Source organism: Mucilaginibacter rigui (assembly GCF_014773275.1).
GTDB classification, from domain to species: domain Bacteria; phylum Bacteroidota; class Bacteroidia; order Sphingobacteriales; family Sphingobacteriaceae; genus Mucilaginibacter; species Mucilaginibacter rigui_A.
This window is the reverse complement of record NZ_JACWMW010000002.1, coordinates 1371096-1394478: the sequence shown is the minus strand read 5'-3', so window position 1 is coordinate 1394478 and position 23383 is coordinate 1371096. Positions and strand designations below refer to the sequence as shown.

Sequence of the window (23383 nt, the reverse complement as noted above, 5' to 3'; positions counted from 1 at the left end):
CCGGGTTTTCCGCTCATACAGCACAGGCCTTAGCCACAGGCCTGTATCCGCTTCACCCCCTAACGCGAGGAATCTTTGAACCGGGATTTATAGAATTTTCCTGATTACTCTATTCCGCAGCTCCGTGTCAGGCAAAACAGCTTTGGGCAAAATTGGGCAGAACAATGTTGGCCTCGTGGCGGCGGGGGCATAGGAACTTTTGCAGAAGCGGAGGGAAAGAGCGGGCGAAGCAGGGCAAAAGATTCCAGCCCGTGGTTCTGCACGGTTTGCAGGGCAAAGGCCATGTGCGCAAAGAAGCCTTTTTGCTGACTTGAGTTTTTGCTTCTTTTGTTTCAAGACAAAAGAAGTAGCCCCCCGCGGCAATGAGCGGACTAACGTTCATAAATCACAAAACACTTCCTAACTAAGAACTGGCTTAAAACAACCTTTGTAACACCTTTATCACCCGTTAGTATATTACCTATATACTTAGTAAATTAGGCCATCACTAAAATACTGACCAACATCATGAAAAAACTCTCCGCATTATTATTTCTAATGGCTGCGGCCTGTAGTACATTGTTTGCGCAAAGCGCCTACGTTAAAGAACACTACACCAAAAAAGATGTGTACATCACCATGCGCGATGGGGTAAAACTCTTTACCTCTATTTACACGCCAAACGATGCATCAAAAACCAACAAATACCCCATAATGATGCAACGTACCTGCTACAGCATTGCACCTTATGGCGAAACAAAATACCCCGGCCAATTAGGCCCCTCAAAATACATGATGCATGAAGGTTACATTTTTGTGTACCAGGATGTACGCGGCCGCTATAAAAGCGAAGGCACCTGGACCAACATGACCCCGGTTATTGACAATAAAAAAAGCAAAGCCGATATTGATGAAGGCTCCGATACTTACGACACCATCGACTGGCTGATCAAAAACGCTACCGGCAACAACGGTAAAGTAGGCCAATGGGGTATCAGTTATCCGGGTTTTTATACTGCAGCAGGTATCTTATCAAACCACCCTGCTTTAAAGGCTTCATCGCCGCAGGCACCTATCTCTGATTTCTTTTTTGACGACTTTCACCACAACGGTGCTTTCATAGAAAGCTACTTTTTTACCTTCCCGGTATTTGGCGTTCAAAAAACAGATACTACAACCAAAGCATGGTACGCAAACCAAATGTTTAACGCCGGCACCCGCGATGGCTACCAGTTTTTACTTGACCTTGGCCCGCTTAAAAACGCCGACAAATACTATAAAGACAACTTTTTTTGGCAGGAAACCATCAACCACCCTAACTACGATGAATTTTGGCAAAAACGCGGCCTGCTAAAACACTACAACAAAGTAAAACCAGCGGTGATGCTGGTAGGCGGCTGGTTTGATGCCGAAGATTTAACAGGCCCGCTGGCTATCTATAAAACTATTGAGAAAAAAGACCCTAACGCTTATAACACTATTGTAATGGGTCCATTTGGGCATGGTAGATGGTCGCGCGAGACCGGGCACACCATGCACAGCAACGTTTACTTTGGCGATAGCATTGCAACATTCTATCAAAAAAGCATCGAGCAAAAATTCTTTAACCATTTCCTGAAAGGTAACGGCGATAAAAACTCGGGCCTGCCTGAAGCTTATATGTACAACACCGGTAAAAAAGAATGGCAAACATTTGATAAATGGCCATCTGCAGCGGCAACACATGTTAAGTTTTATTTAAATAATGATGGTAAACTGGCCGATGCTGCACCAGCCGCAACAGGCAGCACCAGCTTTTTAAGCGACCCAATGAAACCCGTTCCTTACACCGAGGATAACACCACTACTATGGGCTTTACCCCGCACAATTACATGAGCGAGGACCAGCGTTTTGCCGGCCGCCGTACCGATGTGCTGGTTTACCAAACCGATGTTTTAGCTGATGATGTTACCCTGGGCGGCGAAATTATGGCCAACCTTAAGGTAGCAACTACTGGTACCGATGCCGATTGGATAGTGAAACTGATTGATGTTTACCCTCCGGATGAGCAGAACAACGCGTACATGCCAAACAAAAACATCATCCTGAGCAATTACCAGCAAATGGTACGTTCAGAGATCATGCCGGCACGTTTCCGCGATGGTTTTGAGAAGGCTGTACCGATGGTTGCAAACCAAAAAACAGATGTGAACTTCCACCTGCAGGATGTATTGCACACCTTTAAAAAAGGCCACCGCATTATGATACAGGTACAAAGCACATCGTTCCCGCTGTATGCGCGTAACCCGCAAAAATTTGTCGAGAACCCTTACAAAGCCAACGAAAGCGATTACCAAAAAGCTACACACACCGTGTTTAACGATAGCTTTATTGATGTAGAGGTATTGAAGTAAGGAGTTCGGTTAACCGATTAATTAAATGGGTTAGGTTTCCTAACCCATTTAGCTTTTAATAATAATGAAAATAATATTTCAGTTTATATTACTGCTGCTATCATCCCAACTTGCTTTTTCTCAAATAAAAGTAACTAAGCTTGATAAAAACACTATACCCAAATCTGTAAAATATAAGGGCCACATTGTTAATGCCGCAAGCTATATCGATGCAGATGGCAATCACCTTGTTATTACTACCGAAACAGGAGTTGTGGATACACCAAACCCACCTGATAACAGCGGCTACCGAGATGCTGCTGTATATGCTTATCATTATAAAATCACCGGTAATAATTATACATTAACCTGGCAGATGCAGGATTTTGTAAATACTTGCCCGGTTGATGTGTCTGCAAATTTCTTACCGGATACATTTGCTATAACAGATCTTAATAAAGATGGGAAAGCAGAAGTCTGGCTAATGTATATAACCACATGCCGTGGCGATGTGAGCCCTGCCAATATGAAAATAATTATGCATGAGGGCGATAAAAAATACGCAATGAGAGGCGAAGACAGAGTACAGGCTACAGATACTGAAAAAATTGGCGGCGGGTACAAGTTTGATCATGCTTTTAACACCGGTTCAACAGCCTTTAAAACACATGCGATCGCGCTTTGGAAGAAAAAAATAAACGGAGACATTAATCATTAAACGAATGAAATTTACATATATAAATCGCCTATTTTGGATCTTGGTTTTGGGATTATATACCACACAAGCCCACGCTCAGCTTGGCAACCACAAGGAAACCTTTACCCGGGCCGATAGCCTGCGGGGATCATTAACCACCCCGCTGCGTACCTGTTATGATATCAACTACTACCACCTGGATGTGAAGTTTGATATCGATAACAAATTCATTAGCGGTAATGTGCTTTTTAAGTACACCGCCACACAGGATTTTACCAAGCTGCAATTCGACCTCTTCTCCAACCTTAAAGTGGAGAAAGTAGTTTATAAAGGCAAAGAGTTACCCTACACCCGCGAATTCAACGCCGTGTTTGTAACCTTCCCGCAAACCATTAAAAGCGGCAGTAAGGAAGAGTTTATCGTTTATTATTCGGGCAACCCAACTATTGCCAAACGCGCCCCATGGGACGGCGGCGTAGAGTATAATGTTGATTCGCTTGGGCACAAATGGGTATCAACCGCCTGCCAGGGCATGGGGGCCAGCGTTTGGTGGCCTACCAAAGACCAGCAGGCCGATGAAGTGGATAGCGCCCTCATCAGCATCAGTGTGCCTAACGGCTTAAAAGATGTAAGTAATGGCCGCCTGCGTAAGGTTACCAAACTGAAGGATGGCTACACCCGCTTCGACTGGTTTGTGGCTAACCCTATCAACAATTACGATATTGAAGCCAATATTGGCGATTATGCGCATTACAGCGATACCTACCAGGGCGAAAAAGGCAAGCTAACTATGGATTTCTGGCCGCTTAGCTACAACCTGGAGAAAGCCAAAAAGCACTGGGGTGCCAATGCCAAGCCTATGCTAAAAGCTTTTGAACACTGGTTTGGCCCTTACCCTTTTTATGAGGATGGCTACAAACTGGTAGAAACTCATCACTTAGGTATGGAACACCAAAGCGGTACGGCTTATGGCAACCATTACCAGAATGGCTACCTGGGCCGCGACCTATCCGGCACCGGATGGGGGCTGAAATGGGATTTTATTGTGGTACACGAGAGCGGGCACGAGTGGTTTGGCAACAACATCACCAGTAAAGACCTTGCCGATATGTGGATCCACGAGAGCTTTACCAATTATACCGAATCGTTATTTGTGGAAGATAACTGGGGCAAACAGGCCGGGCAGGAATACGTACACGGCAGCCGCCTGGGCATCCAGAACGACGGCCCTATTGTAGGACCTTACAACGTGAACAAAGAAGGGTCGGGTGATATGTACCCTAAAGGGGGCAATATGCTGAACATGATCCGCACCGTTATTAATGATGACGAGAAATGGCGCAGCATACTACGCGGGCTTAACAAAACCTTTTACCACCAAACTGTTACCTACGACCAGGTGGTGGGTTACATCAACGAGCAAAGCGGCAAAAACTTTAGCCCGGTGTTTGAGCAATACCTGAAACATGCCAATATCCCAACGCTTGAGTTTATGACCATTAACGGTAAACTGATGTGCAGATGGATAGCTGATGTAAAGGACTTTAACATGCCGGTAAGGGTACGTGTAAAAGGCGGCGAGTATCAGTTCATTACCCCAAAAACGCGCTTTACCCCGCTTACCATTGCCGGGGCCACTAAAGATAATTTAGAGGTAGATACCTTTAATTATTATATAGGCGTGTTGATGGATTAGGTCCGTTATTCTCCCACCATGTCATTGCGAGCGTAGCGTGGCCAACCGACCGTAGGGAGCTCATTAATGCCTTGAAGCAAAATTAAATTTATTAATAATCTAAGCATATCCACCTGTCCTGTGAGATTGCCACGTCGCTGCGCTCCTCGCAATGACACAGTTTTTGCGTAGCTTGAATACGCGCAGGAAATAAATTTCCAAAAGCATGCAACTTTCCTGTTACAACCTGCGTCTAATATCTAAACAACTTAAAACCATGAGAACACTAAAAACACTTTTTACAGCTGGCTTACTGGTAGCTGCTGCAAGCTTTGCCAAAGCAGATACGCAGGACCGCCATTTAACGGGCTTTAACGCAGTGAGCGTTGCCGGCTCATACGATGTGTACATTACCCAGGGTTCATCAGAATCTGTAAAGGTAGATGCACCTTCTGATATTATAGACCGTATTGTAACCGAGGTTGATGGCGGTGTACTAAAAATATACACTAAAGAAGGCACACACTGGAACTGGAACGGCAATAAAAAAATGATTGTTTATGTAGCTATAAAAAACGTGAATGCAGTGAGCCTTGCAGGTTCGGGCGATGTGTTTTTTAAAGACGGTTTAAGGGCACCTTCATTAAAAGTAAAGCTAACCGGCTCGGGCGATATAAGCGGTAAAGTTGATGTTAAAACTTTAGAGAGCAGCATAGGCGGCTCTGGCGATATTACCCTTACAGGCCGTGCAGATAACTCAACCGTTAGCGTGGTAGGTTCTGGTGATTTTACCGGGAACAACCTCATAACTACCAATACCCAGGTAAAAGTTGCAGGTTCGGGCGATGCGAGGGTAAATGCTTCCGAAAAAATTGATGCCTCGGTAGTAGGCTCGGGCGATGTACATTATACAGGTGCGGCCAAAAATATCTCCAGCTCAAAAGCAGGAAGCGGCAGCGTTAGCAGGATGTAATAAAGGTAAAAGCTCAAAGCAGAAATCTTGTTAAATTTTCTGCTTTCGGCATAAATAAAAGGGGCCGTGATATTAATCACGGCCCCTTTTATTTATATAATATGGTGTTAAGCTAATTGCTTAGCTAATTTATCTGCAAGTATTGATTTTGGTACAGCACCAATTTGTTTGTCAACAATTTCGCCGCCTTTAAAGTACAGTAAGGCAGGGATATTGCGGATGCCATACTTCATTGAGATACCGGGGTTGTTATCCACATTCACTTTCCCTACAACAGCTTTGCCATCGTATTCTTTAGCAAGTTCTTCAACAACAGGGCCTACCATTCTACAAGGGCCACACCATTCTGCCCAAAAGTCAATTAGTACCGGTTTATCTGATTTAAGAACAAGTTCTTCGAAGTTTGCATCAGTTATTTCTAAAGCCATGATTTCTATATTTTAATTTTGATGTACAAATATATACTATTCAAATAGCTTGCCACAAGTTCGTGCATGACAATGTGACAATTATATTATCAACACCTGCCTTAATTACAAACGCTTTATAGTAGCAGGTAATTAGATGGGTTACTTTTTGTGTGGATAACGTATTAGAACCGCGAAGGGTTTCTACTTGTGTGGAAGATAGAGTTAACGACAATTTTATCTTCCACGATCTCGAAGACAATGAAAAACGGAAATTTATCGACCTTGGCAAATCTAAACTCCTCTAAAAACTTAACTGGATATATCAATGGCCTCTTTTGAATAGTTTTCAGGGTTGCAAAAACACTCTTTTGAAATCGTTTGCCTAATCCTTGTTGACGGGACTCATACCAGCTAGAAGAATCTTTTAAATCAAATGTCGCAGCTTTTAATATCTCTATACGATACATTAATCTTCTGTATAATTGAGCATAACTTTCAATTCATCTAATGAATATGCTTCCATATTTCCTGTGCTGTATGCCTTTTGACGCTGCAAAATAATGTCCTCCTGTTCTTTAGATAGCAACATTTCGCCATCATTCAAAACATCTTTAAGCATCTGCTTTTCCGACTGATTTAGACTGCGGACAGCTTCTATTAATTGTTCGATAGAAAGATTAATTGAAATCATAATTTTAACGTTATTACTCAAATTTACGAAATTTTACCACTACATCAGCACCGCAGGCGCATGTGTTAAATTCAGAATATCGGCCATCAGCTCATCGCTTGGGCTTACCTTGTGCGTTTTAGAGAGTAAGTCAACGATCATGGCCTCCTCGCCGCATTTCACCTTAAACTTTAACGCACAGCTTTTTGCCGGGTAACGCTCGTTATTTGTAGTAATGATCTGCTCCAGTCGCTCAACTAACTGCGTGTTCAGCATTTTCAGATCCAGGCTCACCACAACAGATTTGGTTAATTTATCGCGCATTTCAGATAACAGGCTCATAGTAGTTACCCGCAAGTCCCAGTTATCCTTCTGGCGGAATTTCTCTTCAACCGTACCTTTAATATGCAGGAAGTACCCCTCCACCATCATATTACGGAACTTTACATAATCATCCCCAAAAAAGGCGAACTCGTAACTTTCGTTATAATCTTCCAGCACAAAGGCACCAAACGGTTTACCCATCTTGGTAAACCTGTGCTGCACACTTGATACCAGCCCGCCAATACAGATCTCGCCGCGTTTACGCAGGTTGGCCAGGTTGGCCATCACCTCTTCCCCGCCCTCGCCCGAACGGGCTTTCTGGATATTCTTCAACTCGGTTATGGTGGTATTGCAATAACGGTCAATCTCCAGCTTAAAGTTGTCAAGCGGGTGGCCGGTTAAGTAAATGCCAATAACCTCTTTCTCGTATTTCAGCTTTTCTATCAATGGCCATTCCTCAGCTTCGGGCAAGGCCGGCTCTGGGATATAAGAGGCCACGGAGCCGCCAAAAAGGGACGATTGCGAACTGCTTTGCGTGTTCTGATAATCATTACCATATTTTATCAGGCGTTCAACCCCGGTTAAAATACCGTTCTCTGTTTTAGCGAAGAACTGCGCACGGTTTAAGCCAAACCCATCAAATGCACCACCATACACTAAATTCTCGTACGATTTACGGTTAACCGACCGCGTATTGGACCGCTGTGCAAAATCGTAAACGCTTTTATACGGGCCGTTGGCCTCACGTTCCTCAATGATACTTTCAACAGCTTTTTCGCCTACACCCTTAACACCGGTAAGCCCAAAGCGGATAACGCCTTTCCTGTTGGCAGTAAAGGCCATATCGCTCTCGTTAATATCGGGGCCTAAAACCTCAACGCCCATGCGGCGGCATTCTTCCATAAAGAAGGTGATCTTCTCCATGTTGTTTTGGTTATTCAAAACCGCCGCCATGTACTCTGCCGGGTAATGCGCTTTTAAGTAAGCCGTTTGGTAGGCCACAAAAGCATAACAGGTAGAGTGCGATTTATTGAACGCATACTGGGCAAATGCTTTCCAGTCGGTCCATATTTTGGTCAGTTTATCTTTGGGGTGGCCTTTGGCCATGGCGCCCTCCATAAACTGGGCTTCCATTTTATTGAGTACCTCAATTTGTTTTTTACCCATTGCCTTACGCAAAACGTCGGCATCACCTTTACTAAAGCCAGCCAGCTTTTGCGATAGAAGCATCACCTGCTCCTGGTACACGGTAATACCGTAGGTTTCGCCCAGGTACTCCTCCATATCGGCAAGGTCAAACACAATGGGTTCTAACCCGTGTTTACGCTTAATAAAGTTGGGGATATATTCTATAGGGCCCGGGCGGTACAGGGCGTTCATGGCAATCAGATCCTCAAACTTATCGGGTTTAAGGTCGCGCAGGTACATTTGCATCCCGTCACTTTCAAACTGGAAGGTACCGTTGGTATCGCCTCGCTGGTAAAGCTCGTAGGTTGCTTCATCATCCAGCGGGATGTAATCTATCTCAATTTCAACCCCATGGTTTTGTCGGATAAGCTTTAACGCATCCTTAATAATGGTCAGGGTTTTAAGGCCCAAAAAGTCCATTTTAATTACGCCTGCATCCTCAATTACACGCCCGTCGTACTGGGTAACCAGCAGGTCAGAATCTTTCGCGGTAGCAACAGGTACAATATCGGTAAGGTCATAAGGCGCTATGATGATACCCGCGGCGTGCACACCCGTGTTACGTACAGATCCTTCCAGCTTTTCTGCTTCGCGAAGCACCGTGCCTTTGAGATCGTTTGATTTGTATATAACCTGCAGTTCTGCTACCTGCTCAATGGCTGTTTTAAGGTTGATCCCCAGGGTTTCGGGCACCAGCTTCTTCATGGCGTTCACATCGCTCAGTGGCATATCCAGTACGCGGCCAACATCCTGTATACTGGTACGGGCAGCCATTGAGCCATAGGTAATGATCTGCGCCACCTGGTTCTTGCCGTATTTATCAACCACGTAATCAATAACCTTTTGGCGGCCGGCATCATCAAAGTCCGTATCAATATCGGGCATTGATTTACGATCGGGGTTCAGGAAACGCTCAAACAGGAGGTTATACTTCAGCGGGTCGATATTGGTGATACCCGTACAATAGGCCACCACTGATCCCGCTGCCGAACCACGGCCCGGGCCAATAAATACGCCCATATCGCGGCCCGCCTTAATAAAATCGGCCACGATCAAAAAGTAACCCGCAAACCCCATGGTACGGATAGTGAACAGCTCAAAGTTGATGCGTTCTTCGGCCTCGGGGCTAATATCTTTATAACGCTCTTTGGCACCCATAAAGGTAAGGTGCTTCAGGTACTCCCATTGGTTAAGGGTGTCCGCATCGGGCGTCATATCACTGTGAATCTTAAACTCGGGCGGGATAACGTAGTTAGGCAGCAGGATGTCCCTTTTCAGTTTCAGTACATCTACCTTATCTACAATCTCCTGCGTATTATCCAACGACTCAGGGATGTCATGGAACAGCTTGCCCATTTCAGCCTGCGTTTTAAAATAAAACTGGTCGTTGGTAAAACCAAAGCGATAGCCCTTACCACCTTCTTCATCGGTAGCTATAGGGGTGCTTTGCAGATCGCCGGTGTTTACGCATAGTAAAATATCGTGCGCGTTACTGTCCTGCTGATCCACGTAGTGCGAATCGTTCGAGCAAATCACCTTAACGTTATACTTTTTAGCGAACTTCATTAACACTTCGTTCACTATATTTTGCTCGGGGATATCGTGGCGCTGCATTTCTATGTAGAAATCTTCGCCAAACAGGTCAAGCCACCATTTAAATTCAATTTCGGCAGAGGCTTCGCCGTCCCTTAAAATAGCCTGCGGTACAGATGCACCCAGGCAGCAAGTGGTTGCTATAATACCTTTATGGTATTTTAATATCAGTTCTTTATCTATACGCGGCCATTTGCTATAAAGGCCTTCTATATAACCTAAAGAGCATAGCTTAATGAGGTTTTTATACCCTTCGGCGTTTTTGGCCAGCATCAGCTGGTGGTAACGCTTATCTTTTACTTCTTTGGTAAACTGTTTTTTATGCCTGTCATCAACCACATAAAATTCGCAGCCAACAATGGGTTTTACATTGTGTTTACCTGCCTCGGCCACAAACTTAAACGCGCCAAACATGTTCCCGTGGTCAGTAATTGCCAGGGCTTTCATACCATCTGCTGCCGCTTTTTTATATAGCTTTGATATATCGGCGGCACCGTCAAGTAATGAGAATTGGGTATGTACGTGTAAGTGCGAAAATTCGGGCATAGTATCTTTCTCTCTGAATCGTGTGGATTACAAATTTATCAAAAAACAAAGTTTAAGTACATGTTTGTTGATAAATCGCCTCATATTTACACTTCGTTTATCAACGGTCAGAATAGGATGCTTTTTATAGGTAAATTTTACTAATAAGATAAAAACAATTAACTATTCGCAAATGTTAAAACGCTATAACGGTGTATGCCCCACACCCTCGTTATTAATAGGTAATCACCCTAAGATTTAAGAATTTGGAACGATTTGGACGTATAGCCCTCAAAACAATACTTTGGATAATTGCAAGTGTCATCTTTTTGGTGTTGCTTGTGGTTATTTTAATACAGGTACCCGCCGTGCAAAACTTCGCGAAAGACAAAGCGGTTTCCTTCCTTCAGAATAAAATCCATACAAAAGTTGAAATTGGCCACATTAGCCTGGGCCTGCCCAAATTGCTGGTTTTAGAAGATGTTTACTTTGAAGACCAAAAGAAAGATACCCTTATTGCGGGTGATAAACTTAAGGTTGACATCACCCTGATGAAACTGCTGAAAAACAAGGTTGAGATAAACGAGATAAACCTGGAAGGTATCACCGCCAATATCAGCCGCGGGCCGGATAGCCTTTTTAACTTCGATTACATTATCAAAGCTTTTGCCGGCGAACAGAAAAAAGAACCGAAGCCCGAGGATACTACCTCTACCATGAAGTTCTCGGTAGATAAGATCATCCTGGATAAGATAAACGTTAAATATAAAGATGTAACCACCGGTAACGATGTAAAATTCCTGCTGGGGCATTTTGATACCCGTATCAAAGATTTTGATATGGATAAGATGAAGTTCACTATCCCTAAAATAAACCTGAGCGGCGTTAACGCCAGGATCATCCAAACCCCGGCCGGCTCTTCTATTGCCCAGGCCGCCAAGGTTGACACCGCCGTTAAACCATTAAATATGGATCTCACCCTGGGCGAGATAAACGTTGACAAAATAAAGGTTGACTACAAAAGCAACGAAATGGCCGCCAAGGTTGACCTGGGCACCTTTTTGGTAGAGATGGATAAGATAGATATGAAGAACCAGCATGTGGGCATCAAATCTATCAAACTGGATAATACCAACGCCGGGATTACCTTTGCCAAACCTGCCACCGTTGCCAAAGCGGTTGATAAAACCATTAAGAAAATTGATACGCTGGCCTCAGTTACCCAGGCAAAAGGCTGGACAGCAAGCCTAAACCGCATAACGCTAACCAACGATAATATTAAGTTTGATAACGACGCGCAAAAACCCCTGCCCCGCGGGCTTGACTTTGCCCACATGGGTATCAAAAACCTGAATACCGATATACAGGACCTTAACTACACACCCGATAGTATATCGGGCAAGGTAAACTCTTTCACATTTGCCGAGAAAAGCGGGTTGAAGATCAATAAGTTTCACACCTCGTTTTTCTACGGGCCAAAAAGCGCTTACTTAAAAGACCTGCTGGTAGAAACACCAACCTCGGTTATCCAAAAAGAATTGCAGGTGGGTTACCCATCCATAGCATCGTTAACAAAAGACCTGGGCAAGCTAAGCATCAACGCCAACCTTGATGGCAGCAAGCTTGGCCTGCGCGATGTGTTATTGCTGATGCCCACTATGGCATCGATGGAGCCGTTCAAATCTTCGCCAAATTCGGTTATTAAAGTGAACGGCAGGGTTAGCGGGCAGGTAAATAACCTGCGCATCCCTAATATCGAGATCAGCGGGTTTGGCAATACTTATGTGAAAGCATCGGCTACCATGCGCGGCTTACCTGATGTGGAGAAAGCATATTTCGACCTAACGATAAATGATTTCCGTACCACCCGTACAGATATTGCCCGCCTTGTACCAAAGGGAACCATCCCGCCCAATGTAAGCGTGCCCGAAAACATGGACCTGAAAGGTACTTTTAAGGGTACCATGAAAACCTTTAACACCAAAATGGCGCTGCGCAGCAGCTATGGCGCGGTTGATCTGGTAGCTGCTATGAAGAGCGGCAAACGCAAAGGCAGCGAAACCTACTCGGCCAATATTAAGGCTAATAATTTAAACGTTGGCGCATTAACCAAACAGCCGCAAATGGTAGGTTTTGTAACCATGAAAGCCAACATCAGCGGTACCGGCCTCGACCCTAAAACCGCCAGCCTTAAATTTAACGGCGATGTGGTAAGCGCAAATGTTAAGGGTTATACCTACCGTAATTTAGTAATGAATGGTACGGCGCATAACGGGGCCTATGTGGCCAAAGCCCGTATGAAAGACCCTAACATCAACTTTACACTTGATGCTAAGGCCAACATGAACAAAAAATACCCATCAGTTAACGCTACCTTAATGGTAGATAGCATAGACCTGCAAAAACTGAATTTTGTAAAAGGCCCGATGCGTTTTCATGGTAAAATTATTGCCGATGTGCCAACTGCCGACCCTGATTACCTGAACGCCAACATATTGGCAACCGACCTTTTGGTGATTAATAAAGGCGAGCGCATCAATTTAGATACCGTTAGCCTGATATCAACCGCCACTGCCGATAGCAGCACACTGCGCTTAAAAACGCCTATGTTTTACGCACACATGGCCGGTAAGTATAAGCTAACCCAAATTGCCCCTGCCCTGCAGGATGTGATTGATAAATACTACAACACCAGCCTTGGCAGTAAAACCCCAAGGGCAAAAGTTAAATACTCGCCGCAGCAGTTCACGTTTGATGCCCGCCTGGTGAAAACCCCGCTGGTAGCTAAATTTGCCCCTGATTTAAAACAGCTTGACCCGGTTTTATTTAACGGCCGCTTTAACAGCACCACCGGCGAGCTTATTGTAAATGGTGCTGCACCTAAAGTTATTTATGGCACTAATACAGTAAATAACTTAAAGCTGGCTATTAACACGGGTAATAATGCCTTAAATTACAATTTAACGGTTGATGAAATAAAAGTGGGTTCGTCATTAGATCTGCTTTATACCAGTGTATCGGGTAACGCCCAAAACAATAAGCTGGGCATTAGCTTACAGGTGCGCGACAAACTAAAGAAAGAACGCTACCGCATGGCCGGCCAGTTTAGTGTATTGCCAGATCAGTATCAGTTCAGCTTTTTACAAAACGGGCTGATGTTTGATTACACCCCATGGGATGTTAACCCGGATAACGCGCTGTTTTATGGCGCAAAAGGGATACTGGCGCGTAACTTTAGCATCACCAACAGCAACCAGGTATTAAGCGCCAATAGCTCGGGGGGCGTAAATTCGCCTATTACGGTTGATTTTAAAAACTTCAGGATAGAAACCCTGACCAAAATAGCACAGCAGGATTCACTGTTTGTAGGCGGAACCATCAATGGCAACGCGGTAGTAAGCAATTTCCAGAAATCGCCGGTGTTTACTGCCGATATGAATGTGAGCGACTTTAACTTTAAAGGCGATACCGTAGGTAATATAGCGCTTAAGGTAAATAACCAAACTCAAAACGCATTTGCGCTGCAGGCAAGTGTTACCGGCAAAGGCAACCAGGTTGATTTGAACGGTATGTACTATACCACTCCCGAAAGCCGGTTTGACATGAACCTGAATATTGTAAACCTGGGCATGAAGAGTATAGAGGGCTTTAGCTTTGGGGCTATTAAAAACTCGAGCGGTAATATTACCGGCCAGCTAAAAATAACCGGTACCACCGCCGCACCAGCTGTGCGGGGCGATGTGCACTTCAATAAAGTTGCGTTTAACGTAAGCATGCTTAACTCCTACTTCACCATGCCGCAGGAAAGCATTACGTTTAATGATGAAGGGATAAGGTTCAACGATTTTACACTGGTTGATTCAACCAACAACAAGGCGGTTGTTTCGGGTTCTATCTACACCAAAACTTATACCGACTTTAAATTCGGGGTGAATATACGTGCAAACAACTTTAGGGTTATCAACTCTACCAAGGCAGATAACAAGCTGTTTTATGGCAAGTTGTTTATGGATACCGATATAAAAGTAAGGGGCGATATGGCCAAACCTGTGGTTGATGCAACATTGACCGTTAATGATAAAACAGACTTTGCTATTGTATTGCCAACCAGCGACCCCGGTGTGGAAGACCGCAAGGGGGTAGTTGAGTTTTTTGACGCAAGCGCACCAAACACAGATTCGATACTCATAGCCCGACAGCTTGATTCGCTAAAACAATCGGAAGTTACCGGGCTTGATGTAAATGCTACGGTGAACATTGATAAAAACGCGGCCTTTACTATTGTAGTTGATGAGCGTAACGGCGATGTGGTACACTTAAAAGGCGAAGCACACCTGAGCGGCGGTATAGACCCAAGCGGCAAAACAAGTTTAACCGGTACTTATGTGGTTAGCAGCGGCTCGTACAACCTGTCGTATGCCACCGTATCGCGTAAGTTTAACTTTAAGCCGGGCAGCACCATTACCTGGACGGGCGACCCAACAAGCGCTAATATAGACCTTACTGCCATTTACATAGCCAACGTGCCACCGATAGACCTGGTTGCTAACCAACTAACCGACCAAAACTCGACCCAATACAAGCAAAAGTTACCGTTTAATGTAAACCTTAACTTACGTAACGAGTTAATGAAACCCGATATCAGCTTTGATATTACCCTGCCGGATAGTAATTACAACGTATCGTCTGAAGTAACCACCACTGTTGGTACCCGCCTTGCCCAGGTAAGGCAGGACCCTAACGAGTTAAATAAACAAGTATTGGGTGTGCTGGTACTTGGCCACTTTATTGGCGATAACCCACTGCAAAGCCAGGGCGGCAGCGCCGGTGTTGAAGGTGCTATACGCAGCAGCGTGAGCGGTTTACTTACCGACCAGTTGAATAACCTGGCTGGCGACCTGATCACAGGGGTCGACCTTAATTTCGGGTTAACATCCGGCGAAGACTACTCATCCGGAACGGCAACAAACCGAACAGACCTTAACGTTGGGCTAAGTAAACGCTTCCTTAACGATAGGCTAACAGTGAGCGTAGGTAACAACTTTAACCTGGAAGGCGCACAGGCCGGGCAAAAAACATCAAACATTGCCGGCAACGTATCGGTTAATTACAAACTGAGCAAGGATGGGCGCTATACCCTGCGCGCGTATCGTAAGGATGAATTTATAGTTATACAAGGCCAGGTAGTTGAAACCGGTATAGGGTTTTCGCTCACGGTAGATTATAACCGTTTCCGCGAGATCTTCCGTAAACGCACAGCAAAAGAAAGGGAGATGCGTAAAAAATATAAAGAAGAGCAAAAGCTAAAAGACGAGCAGGAAAAAGCATCGCAGCAAAAAGATAAAGACGAAAGAACCAAGACACAGACCACAACCTTATGATTAAACGTATAATATATTTAGTACTTATGGCTGTAGTGTTAAACGCCTGCAGCACTACCAGGTACCTGCCGCCAAACGAAAAGCTTTATACCGGCGGTACTGTTAAGGTTGATGATAAAAATATACCTAAAAGCGATGCAAAGGCTCTGGAGTCGGAATTGAAAACCTATATCAGGCCTAAACCAAACTCATCTTTATTAGGGATGAGAATAAAACTTTGGTTGTATTACAAAACCCGCAACCGCCATGGGTTTATTCAAAAATTTCTGAGCAAATACGGCGAGCCGCCGGTATTGGTTAGCCAGGTAGATCTGGCTAAAAACAGCACCATTATGCAAAACCGCCTGCAAAATATCAGCTACTTCCAGGCAACGGTTAGCGGCGATACTATAGGCAAAAAGAAAACGGCCAAAGCTTTATTCACCGCGCTGCCGGGGCCATCATACACCATCAATAACGTTACCTTCCCTGCCGCTACAGATAATAGCCTTGATACCGCCGTTAAAGGCACCATGGCGCAAACACTGTTAAAAAAAGGCGAAAAATACAACCTTGATGTGATCAAGAACGAACGCATCAGGATTGATACCCGCCTTAAGGAAGAGGGCTTTTTTTACTTTGCGCCCGAGCAATTGGTTGTAAGGGTTGACAGTACCATTGAAGACCATAAAGTAAACATGATAGTTCGTATTAAACCCGAAACACCAGAGAGGGCACGCGAAATTTATTCTGTCCGTAATATTTACGTGTACCCAAATTACTCGTTAAGGGATACATCCTTAAGGTTAGACCAGGCAAAACCTTACCGCAATTACAACATCATTGACCCGCGTAACACCGTGAGGCCATATTTATTCTCCAATACCGTGTTGCTGCATCCTAATGATGTATACAGCCGCACCACCCATAACAATTCGTTAAACAGGTTTATTAACCTGGGGCCGTACCGTTATGTAAAAAACAGGTTTGAAGATGTAACGCCCGATTCGCCCAAGCTGGATGTTTATTATTTCCTTACCCCGTATAAACGCAAATCGTTACAGGCCGAGATCATAGGCCGTACATCATCTGCCAACTATACCGGTACGCAAATAAACCTGAGCTGGAAAAACCGCAATGCTTTTAAAGGCGGCGAGCTTTTAACAGTTACCCTATTTGGTAGTACCGATGTGCAGGTGGGCGGCCAAAACAGCGGCTACAACGTTTACCAGTATGGTGTGCAAACCAGCCTTTCGTGGCCAAGGCTGATAAGTCCGTTTGCTTTGCGGGCCGATAACGGGTACATCCCGCGCACTATATTAACGCTGGGTTACACCTCTGTTGTACGGCAAAAACTGTACTCACTTAACTCGTTCACAGGGTCGTTCGGGTACCAGTTTAAAACAAGCGAGCATAAGATACACGAGTTAAATGTACTGGAGGCCACTTTTGTAAAGCCACGTAATATAAGCCAGTTATATTTGGATAGCATACGTAATCCAAACAACCGCAACCCGGCGCTTAAACACGTAATTGACCCGCAATTTACTTTAGGCCCAAGCTATGCTTATACATTTGATAACACCACCGAAGACTATCGTACCAACAGCCTTTACTTCCGTGGCAAGCTTAGTTTATCAAACAACCTTTATGGCATTATAAGCGGTGCCGATACCCTTGGCGGCAAAGTGAAAACACTGTTTGGTACCGTATTTAACCAATACGTTAAAGCAGAGAGCGAGATCCGCTTTTTCCATAAACTTAGCGCTAACAGCAAAATTGCTACCAGGCTTATTGCAGGTGTTGGTTTGCCATACGGTAACTCAACCATTTTACCGTATAACCAGCAATTCTTTATTGGCGGGCCTAACAGCTTAAGAGGGTTCAGGCCAAGAACACTGGGCCCGGGAACCGTAGACCCGACCAGTGCAAACGGTAACGCCTTTATTGCAGACCAATCGGGCGATATAAAACTGGAGGCTAATATTGAGTACCGCCAAAAGCTATTCAGCATTGTGTACGGTGCGTTATTTGCCGATGCCGGTAACATCTGGAACGCTAAACCACACCAGCCGGGCGGCACATTTGGCCCTAATTTTTTATCGCAAATGGCTGTTGATGCGGGCTTTGGTTTAAGGTTTGATGCTACCATCCTGGTACTGCGTACCGATCTTGGTTTCCCGCTGGTAAGGCCGTATACACCGGCAGGCGGGCAGCGCTCTATAAGCCCGAGTTTTAAAAACAGCATCTTAAACATTGCCATAGGGTATCCGTTTTAATTGGCTCAATAATGGATTGGCAGCTAACTTTACCGCAGAGAACCACAGAGTGGAAACACAAAGGTCACAGAGATATTTCATACAATATGCAAAAAGCAATCCCCATTCATCTCTGTGCAACCTCTGATAATGCTGTGGTTAACCTGCTTAAAACCATATAATTGTTACGTTGATTTTATTGATTGAATTATAGTTGGATAGCTATATTGCACCAACACGACTAAATGGCTAAAAAAACTATATCTATTCCGCTAAACATCATCGACCTGCATGGCGATGGCTTTCACCCTGTGCTGGATATTGTGATCTTCAATAAGCCTTTTAAAGTGGTACTGGATACCGGCGCATCGCGTACAGCCTTTGACCGCGACCTGCTGATACTGGCCAATGAGATGGCTGATATAGTAGCCAGCGAGAGGCTTTCAACCGGTTTGGGTACCAACACCATGGAATCGGCAACGGCAGTAATAGAAAATATATGGATAGGCGATATGATGATCCCCGAATTGGAAGTAGCCGTGCTTGACCTGTCAACCATCAACATAGCTTACCGCGAACTGGGGTACCCTGAGGTACTGGGTGTTTTGGGCAGCGATATATTAATGAAGTACCACGCGGTAATTGATTTTGGGAAGAAAACGTTAAAGCTGAAGTAAGAAAGACTACCCTCTTTTCTTTAACACCTGGTTACAAAGCGTTATCGAACTCAAATTCAGCACCGCAAAAAATATCAATATTACCATTAGCGCCGGCAAGGGCCAATGCTGCATTATTTTAAACCCGTTAACATCATCGCCGCCTTTAAAAAGCACAGGCAGGTAAATAATGCCGTTCAGCAGCATACCCGGCAGGTAAGTTTGCGATATTAAACGCCCTTTTAACAGGGACTTCTTCCCTTTTACAGATGTTCCCTTGCGGGATATTAATAAAAAGGCATACAGCAACGGCGAAAAAGCCAGCAAAAGTATAGCAATAAAGAAAACGCCGTGCATGGCTTTATTATCGGGCAGGGTATATGCCAGGGCTGATATAACTATTGTGAAAACCAATAGGCCCCAATTTAAATAGCCACGAAAAATAGCTTTAAATACCCCTCCAATATACTTATTGTATATATTTTCCTGTTTAACAGCCAATGCCTCAATACCCGAATAGCCACCAAAATCGGTATCCACCACATCCTGAAAAACAACCGATATATCCCGCGTGTCACCGTTATCGCGTTTAGTTTCAATAGCCGTTAAGATATGGTCGAGTATCTCGAAATAACTCTCCTGGTATTTAATGTCGTATATCTTCATACGCTCGGTTACCCATTGCAGTTCATGTGGCGATAGTATCATATTGCGGCAGTGGTTTGGAATTCGTTTTTATATAGTTTGTATAATGATAAGTTATACAGTATGGCAATCATAAACCATATTGCCAACAGGTAATTATTAGTTCCTAAAAAAACTTTGTAAAATCCTTCACCACTCCAAATAGCAAAAGTATTTACGATCACAAAAAAACGAACAGGTATACTCGCCAATATTTCAAACGATTTATCTTTAGCCGATTTTTGCGTAGTCCCTAAAATATACCCGGTATCATACAGTCGTAAAAGATAAATGATGTAGGGTGCTAAAATCATCAAAAAAGCCATCACAATAATTAACGATATACTGACCCTAATTTGTGCAAAGCCGTAACAAGTTGCCCCTACAGCTAATAGTAAATAAAACAGATTAGGGAATGTAAAGTACGATACAATGTATGAACGGTACTTTTTATACATATCATTAACCAAAGCATCTTTGTGAGCTTTTTCAACCTTCAATAAATTACTATGCCCTCCAAAATCATTTATAATAATGCCGTTTATAGCGTCCTGGAAACTTATATCTGCCGGCTGATGCTCAAGCGCCGATAAAATGTGGTCGTAAATTTCTTCGTAGGTTTCCCGGTAGGTAAGCGTTTTATGCAGATAGGTTTGCAATACTTTTAGCTGCTGTTCCGTAGGTTTCATTTGGTTGCGGGTTTAAGGTTCAACAAAGTTTGCAGCTGATCTATAAAGGCCTGTGCTTCGGTTAATTTACTGGTCACCTCTTTGCCCCCCTGCTCGGTTAGGCGGTAATACTTGCGTACACGGTTATCAACCACCTGCGTAAATGTTTCCAGGAAACCATCAGCTTCCAGTTTATGCAAGGCCGGGTACAAAGCGCCCTCTGTAAGCATTATCTCTCCATCTGATACCTCTTTAACCTTTTGGGTTATCTCGTATCCATACATCTGGTCGTTATCTTCCAGTAGTTTTAAAATGATGGTTTGCAGGCTTCCTTTTAATAATGGGTTGGTGCTCATAATTCAAATATATAAATATTTATATACATAAGAAAATTATGTATATAAATTTAAAAGTATATTTTACCGGCATTTAATGTTTTATACCCCCATTTAGTGCCTTATAAAGTCATAAAAAAACCTTCAAAGGCAAATGAAGGGCGAAAAAGGGCGAATAAAGGCCGAAAAAAATACCAAAAGGGCACCCATAAAACCTATTACGTAAAAAAGCCTCCTGAAGGTCAGGAGGCTTTAATATTTTGGGCACGTAATAATGATATTAGGTATCTATACGGGCGTAACGTGCATTTTTCTCTATAAATTCTCTGCGGGGTGCAACCTCATCACCCATCAGCATCGAGAAGGTGTGATCGCATTCGGCAGCGTTCTCAATGCTTACCTTTTTAAGGGTACGGTGGGCCGGGTTCATGGTTGTATCCCATAATTGCTCGGCGTTCATCTCGCCCAAACCTTTATAACGCTGTACGTGTACGCTATCCTCTTTACCCTGGCCTTTAAGGCGTTGTATAGCGGCATCGCGCTGTTCATCGTTCCAGCAGTATTCAGATTCTTTACCTTTTTTTACCTGGTAAAGCGGTGGGGATGCGATGTACACATAACCATACTCAACCAGTTCCTTCATATAACGGAAGAAGAAAGTGAGGATCAATGTGGTAATGTGCGAACCATCCACGTCAGCATCCGTCATGATCACAATTTTATGGTAACGCAGTTTGGTTAGGTTAAGTGCTTTGGCATCTTCCGGCGTACCTATACTTACCCCGAGGCCGGTAAACATATTTTTTATCTCTTCGTTCTCGTAGATCTTGTGTTCCATGGCTTTCTCCACGTTCAGGATCTTACCCCTTAAAGGCAATATGGCCTGAAACTCGCGGTTACGCCCCTGTTTGGCGGTACCACCCGCCGAGTCGCCCTCTACAAGATATAACTCACATAGTGTTGGGTCGCTGTTAGCACAATCAGACAGTTTACCAGGTAAGCCTGAACCGCTCATTACACTTTTACGCTGCACCATTTCGCGTGCTTTACGTGCGGCCGCGCGTGCGGTAGCAGCAAGTATAACTTTCTGCACTATCATTTTAGCTTCACGAGGGTTTTCTTCGAGGTAGTTACCTAAAATTTCGCCTACGGCCACGTTAACGGCACCACTCACCTCACTGTTACCCAATTTGGTTTTGGTTTGCCCTTCAAATTGCGGCTCTTGTACTTTAACCGAAATTACGGCAGTTAACCCCTCGCGGAAGTCATCACCTGTAATTTCGATCTTCATGTTTTTCAACAAGCCCGATTTATCAGCGTAAGCCTTCAGCGTACGTGTTAAACCCATCCTGAAACCCGCTACGTGTGTACCACCCTCAATAGTGTTGATGTTATTTACATACGAATGCACGTTTTCGGTATACGTATCGTTATACTGAAAAGCCAGTTCAACCGGGATACCTTGTTTTATACCTTCCAGATAAATAGGCTCAGGAATAATAGGTACACGGGTACCATCCAGGTATTTAACAAATTCTTTCAACCCACCTTCAGAGAAAAACTCTTCTGAAATGAAAGAACCATCATCGTTGGTTTCACGTTCGTCTGTTAATGTTAAACGGATACCTTTATTTAAGAATGCAAGTTCGCGCAGGCGGGTAGCCAGGGTTTCAAACTTGTATTCGGTAGTTAATGTAAATATTTCGGGGTCGGGCTGGAAAGTTTGTGTAGTACCTGTACGTGCCGATACACCAATCTCTTTAACCTCAAACAAAGGTTTTCCCTGAGAGTATTCCTGAGTAAATATTTTGCCTTCGCGTTCAACAACCGTTTTCATGTGTGTTGATAGTGCGTTAACACAACTTACACCCACACCGTGCAAACCACCGGATACTTTGTAGGTATCCTTGTCAAACTTACCACCGGCGTGTAATACAGTCATTACAATTTGTAATGCCGATACTTTCTCTTTTGTAGTGATACCTGTTGGGATACCACGGCCGTTATCTACAACAGTAATAGAGTTACCTTTATGAATAGTAACATTAATGGTATCGCAATACCCCGCAAGAGCCTCATCTATCGAGTTATCAACTACCTCATATACCAAATGGTGAAGGCCCTTTACGCCTGTATCACCAATGTACATGGAAGGCCTTTTACGTACAGCTTCTAAACCTTCTAAAACCTGTATATTATCCGCTGAATAATTTGATCTATCTTGATTTTCTTCGCTCATATTTGATTAAAACAATAACCTTCAAATTTACGATTTTTGCTTCACATTAAGCTCATTATTGTTTAACAATAGTGCGATTGTGGATAAATATGACCGGTAATAAACATGTTAATTAATGGTTAGGAAACTTGTGCCGAAAGATTATATTTGTCAAAATTTTTTTTAAGATAAACACAATGAAAATCAAGGCATCAATCGTTACAAATTCAGTATTAGCAATATTAATTGCTGCAGGTGTATCTGCTTGTAACCAAAATAAACCAGAAACTAAAGCAGCTGCTGCACCTACTGCAGGAACAACTGCCAGTAATCCTGAAATTGTTTACATCAATCAGGACTCCTTGGTTGCTAAATACGACTATATTAAGGATATGGATAAACGCCTTGGTGATAAAGGTAAAGCCGCGCAAGCTGATGTACAATCGCGCCAGCAGGCTATACAGCGCGAAATTGCTGAGTACCAGAAAGCGGCCCCTACTATGGCTGCCGACCAACGCCAGGCTACTGAGCAACGTTTACAGCGTAAAGGCCAGGAGTTTCAGCAATACCAGCAAAATGCAGGTGCACAGGTACAAAACGACCAGGTAAGCGAGCAAACCAAACTTTACGAAAAACTGGTTGACTTTACTAAAGCTTATGCTAAAGAAAAAGGTTATAAATTGATATTAACCTACCAAAAGGGGAACGCTACCGTACTTTATGGCGACCCAAGCCTTGACGTAACTGCCGATGTTATTAAAAGACTGAACGAAGCTTACGCTAAAGACAAAAAATAA

16 protein-coding genes are annotated in these 23383 nt (G+C 43.8%); 8 read left to right on the top strand and 8 right to left on the bottom strand.

Annotation, left to right across the window (positions count from 1 at the left end; all coding sequences use genetic code 11):
• The first annotated feature begins 507 nt into the window (after nt 1-507).
• The 4 genes from IDJ75_RS13280 to IDJ75_RS13265 all read left to right on the top strand — a co-directional run bounded on the left by IDJ75_RS13280 (nt 508) and on the right by IDJ75_RS13265 (nt 5697).
• Nucleotides 508-2373, top strand: a complete 1866-nt coding sequence (locus IDJ75_RS13280) for a CocE/NonD family hydrolase (protein WP_191176074.1) — start codon at nt 508-510, stop codon at nt 2371-2373.
• A gap of 64 nt (nt 2374-2437) precedes the next feature.
• A complete protein-coding gene (locus IDJ75_RS13275; protein WP_191176073.1) occupies nt 2438-3070 on the top strand; it encodes a M949_RS01915 family surface polysaccharide biosynthesis protein in 633 nt (210 codons plus the stop codon).
• A gap of 4 nt (nt 3071-3074) precedes the next feature.
• On the top strand, nt 3075-4745 hold the full coding sequence (locus tag IDJ75_RS13270; RefSeq protein ID WP_191176072.1) for a M1 family metallopeptidase: 1671 nt from the start codon (nt 3075-3077) through the stop codon (nt 4743-4745).
• A 256-nt stretch (nt 4746-5001) separates the two neighbouring features.
• A complete protein-coding gene (locus IDJ75_RS13265; RefSeq protein ID WP_191176071.1) occupies nt 5002-5697 on the top strand; it encodes a head GIN domain-containing protein in 696 nt (231 codons plus the stop codon).
• 107 nt (nt 5698-5804) lie between these two features.
• On the opposite strand, the gene trxA is transcribed toward IDJ75_RS13265, so the two are convergent.
• The 4 genes from trxA to dnaE all read right to left on the bottom strand — a co-directional run bounded on the left by trxA (nt 5805) and on the right by dnaE (nt 10428).
• Nucleotides 5805-6125 carry a thioredoxin gene (gene trxA, locus IDJ75_RS13260; RefSeq protein WP_191176070.1) on the bottom strand — a complete coding sequence of 107 codons (321 nt, stop codon included), beginning with the start codon at nt 6123-6125 and terminating at the stop codon, nt 5805-5807.
• A 164-nt stretch (nt 6126-6289) separates the two neighbouring features.
• Nucleotides 6290-6574 (bottom strand): type II toxin-antitoxin system RelE/ParE family toxin, encoded by a 285-nt coding sequence (locus IDJ75_RS21505; RefSeq protein ID WP_394368100.1) that lies wholly within the window; start codon nt 6572-6574, stop codon nt 6290-6292.
• Nucleotides 6574-6798, bottom strand: coding sequence for a hypothetical protein (locus tag IDJ75_RS13255; protein ID WP_191176069.1), 225 nt, complete (start codon nt 6796-6798; stop codon nt 6574-6576). Before IDJ75_RS13255 ends, IDJ75_RS21505 begins: the two co-directional genes overlap by 1 nt.
• A 39-nt stretch (nt 6799-6837) precedes the next feature.
• On the bottom strand, nt 6838-10428 hold the full coding sequence (dnaE, locus tag IDJ75_RS13250; protein WP_191176068.1) for a DNA polymerase III subunit alpha: 3591 nt from the start codon (nt 10426-10428) through the stop codon (nt 6838-6840).
• Between the two features lie 245 nt (nt 10429-10673).
• On the opposite strand from dnaE, the gene IDJ75_RS13245 reads away from it, so the two are divergent.
• From IDJ75_RS13245 to IDJ75_RS13235, 3 genes are all read left to right on the top strand, one after another.
• A complete protein-coding gene (locus IDJ75_RS13245) occupies nt 10674-15788 on the top strand; it encodes a translocation/assembly module TamB domain-containing protein (protein ID WP_191176067.1) in 5115 nt (1704 codons plus the stop codon).
• 26 nt (nt 15789-15814) lie between these two features.
• Entirely contained in the window at nt 15815-18046 is a 2232-nt protein-coding gene (gene tamL, locus IDJ75_RS13240) for a translocation and assembly module lipoprotein TamL (RefSeq protein ID WP_191176066.1), read from the top strand.
• 224 nt (nt 18047-18270) lie between these two features.
• A complete protein-coding gene (locus IDJ75_RS13235; RefSeq protein ID WP_191176065.1) occupies nt 18271-18702 on the top strand; it encodes an aspartyl protease family protein in 432 nt (143 codons plus the stop codon).
• A 6-nt stretch (nt 18703-18708) separates the two neighbouring features.
• Here IDJ75_RS13235 and IDJ75_RS13230 read toward each other — a convergent pair whose 3' ends face one another.
• The 4 genes from IDJ75_RS13230 to gyrB form a co-directional block, all read right to left on the bottom strand.
• Nucleotides 18709-19389 (bottom strand): hypothetical protein, encoded by a 681-nt coding sequence (locus IDJ75_RS13230; protein ID WP_191176064.1) that lies wholly within the window; start codon nt 19387-19389, stop codon nt 18709-18711.
• Nucleotides 19386-20054, bottom strand: coding sequence for a hypothetical protein (locus IDJ75_RS13225; RefSeq protein ID WP_191176063.1), 669 nt, complete (start codon nt 20052-20054; stop codon nt 19386-19388). The genes IDJ75_RS13230 and IDJ75_RS13225 overlap by 4 nt, the downstream gene beginning before the upstream one ends.
• A complete protein-coding gene (locus tag IDJ75_RS13220; RefSeq protein ID WP_191176062.1) occupies nt 20051-20389 on the bottom strand; it encodes a PadR family transcriptional regulator in 339 nt (112 codons plus the stop codon). Before IDJ75_RS13220 ends, IDJ75_RS13225 begins: the two co-directional genes overlap by 4 nt.
• Before the next feature lie 259 nt (nt 20390-20648).
• On the bottom strand, nt 20649-22607 hold the full coding sequence (gyrB, locus tag IDJ75_RS13215) for a DNA topoisomerase (ATP-hydrolyzing) subunit B (protein ID WP_191176061.1): 1959 nt from the start codon (nt 22605-22607) through the stop codon (nt 20649-20651).
• A 176-nt stretch (nt 22608-22783) separates the two neighbouring features.
• Between gyrB and IDJ75_RS13210 the strand changes: the two genes are divergently transcribed.
• The gene (locus IDJ75_RS13210) at nt 22784-23383 is read left to right on the top strand and encodes an OmpH family outer membrane protein (RefSeq protein ID WP_191176060.1); all 600 of its coding nucleotides are present in this window, start codon (nt 22784-22786) and stop codon (nt 23381-23383) included.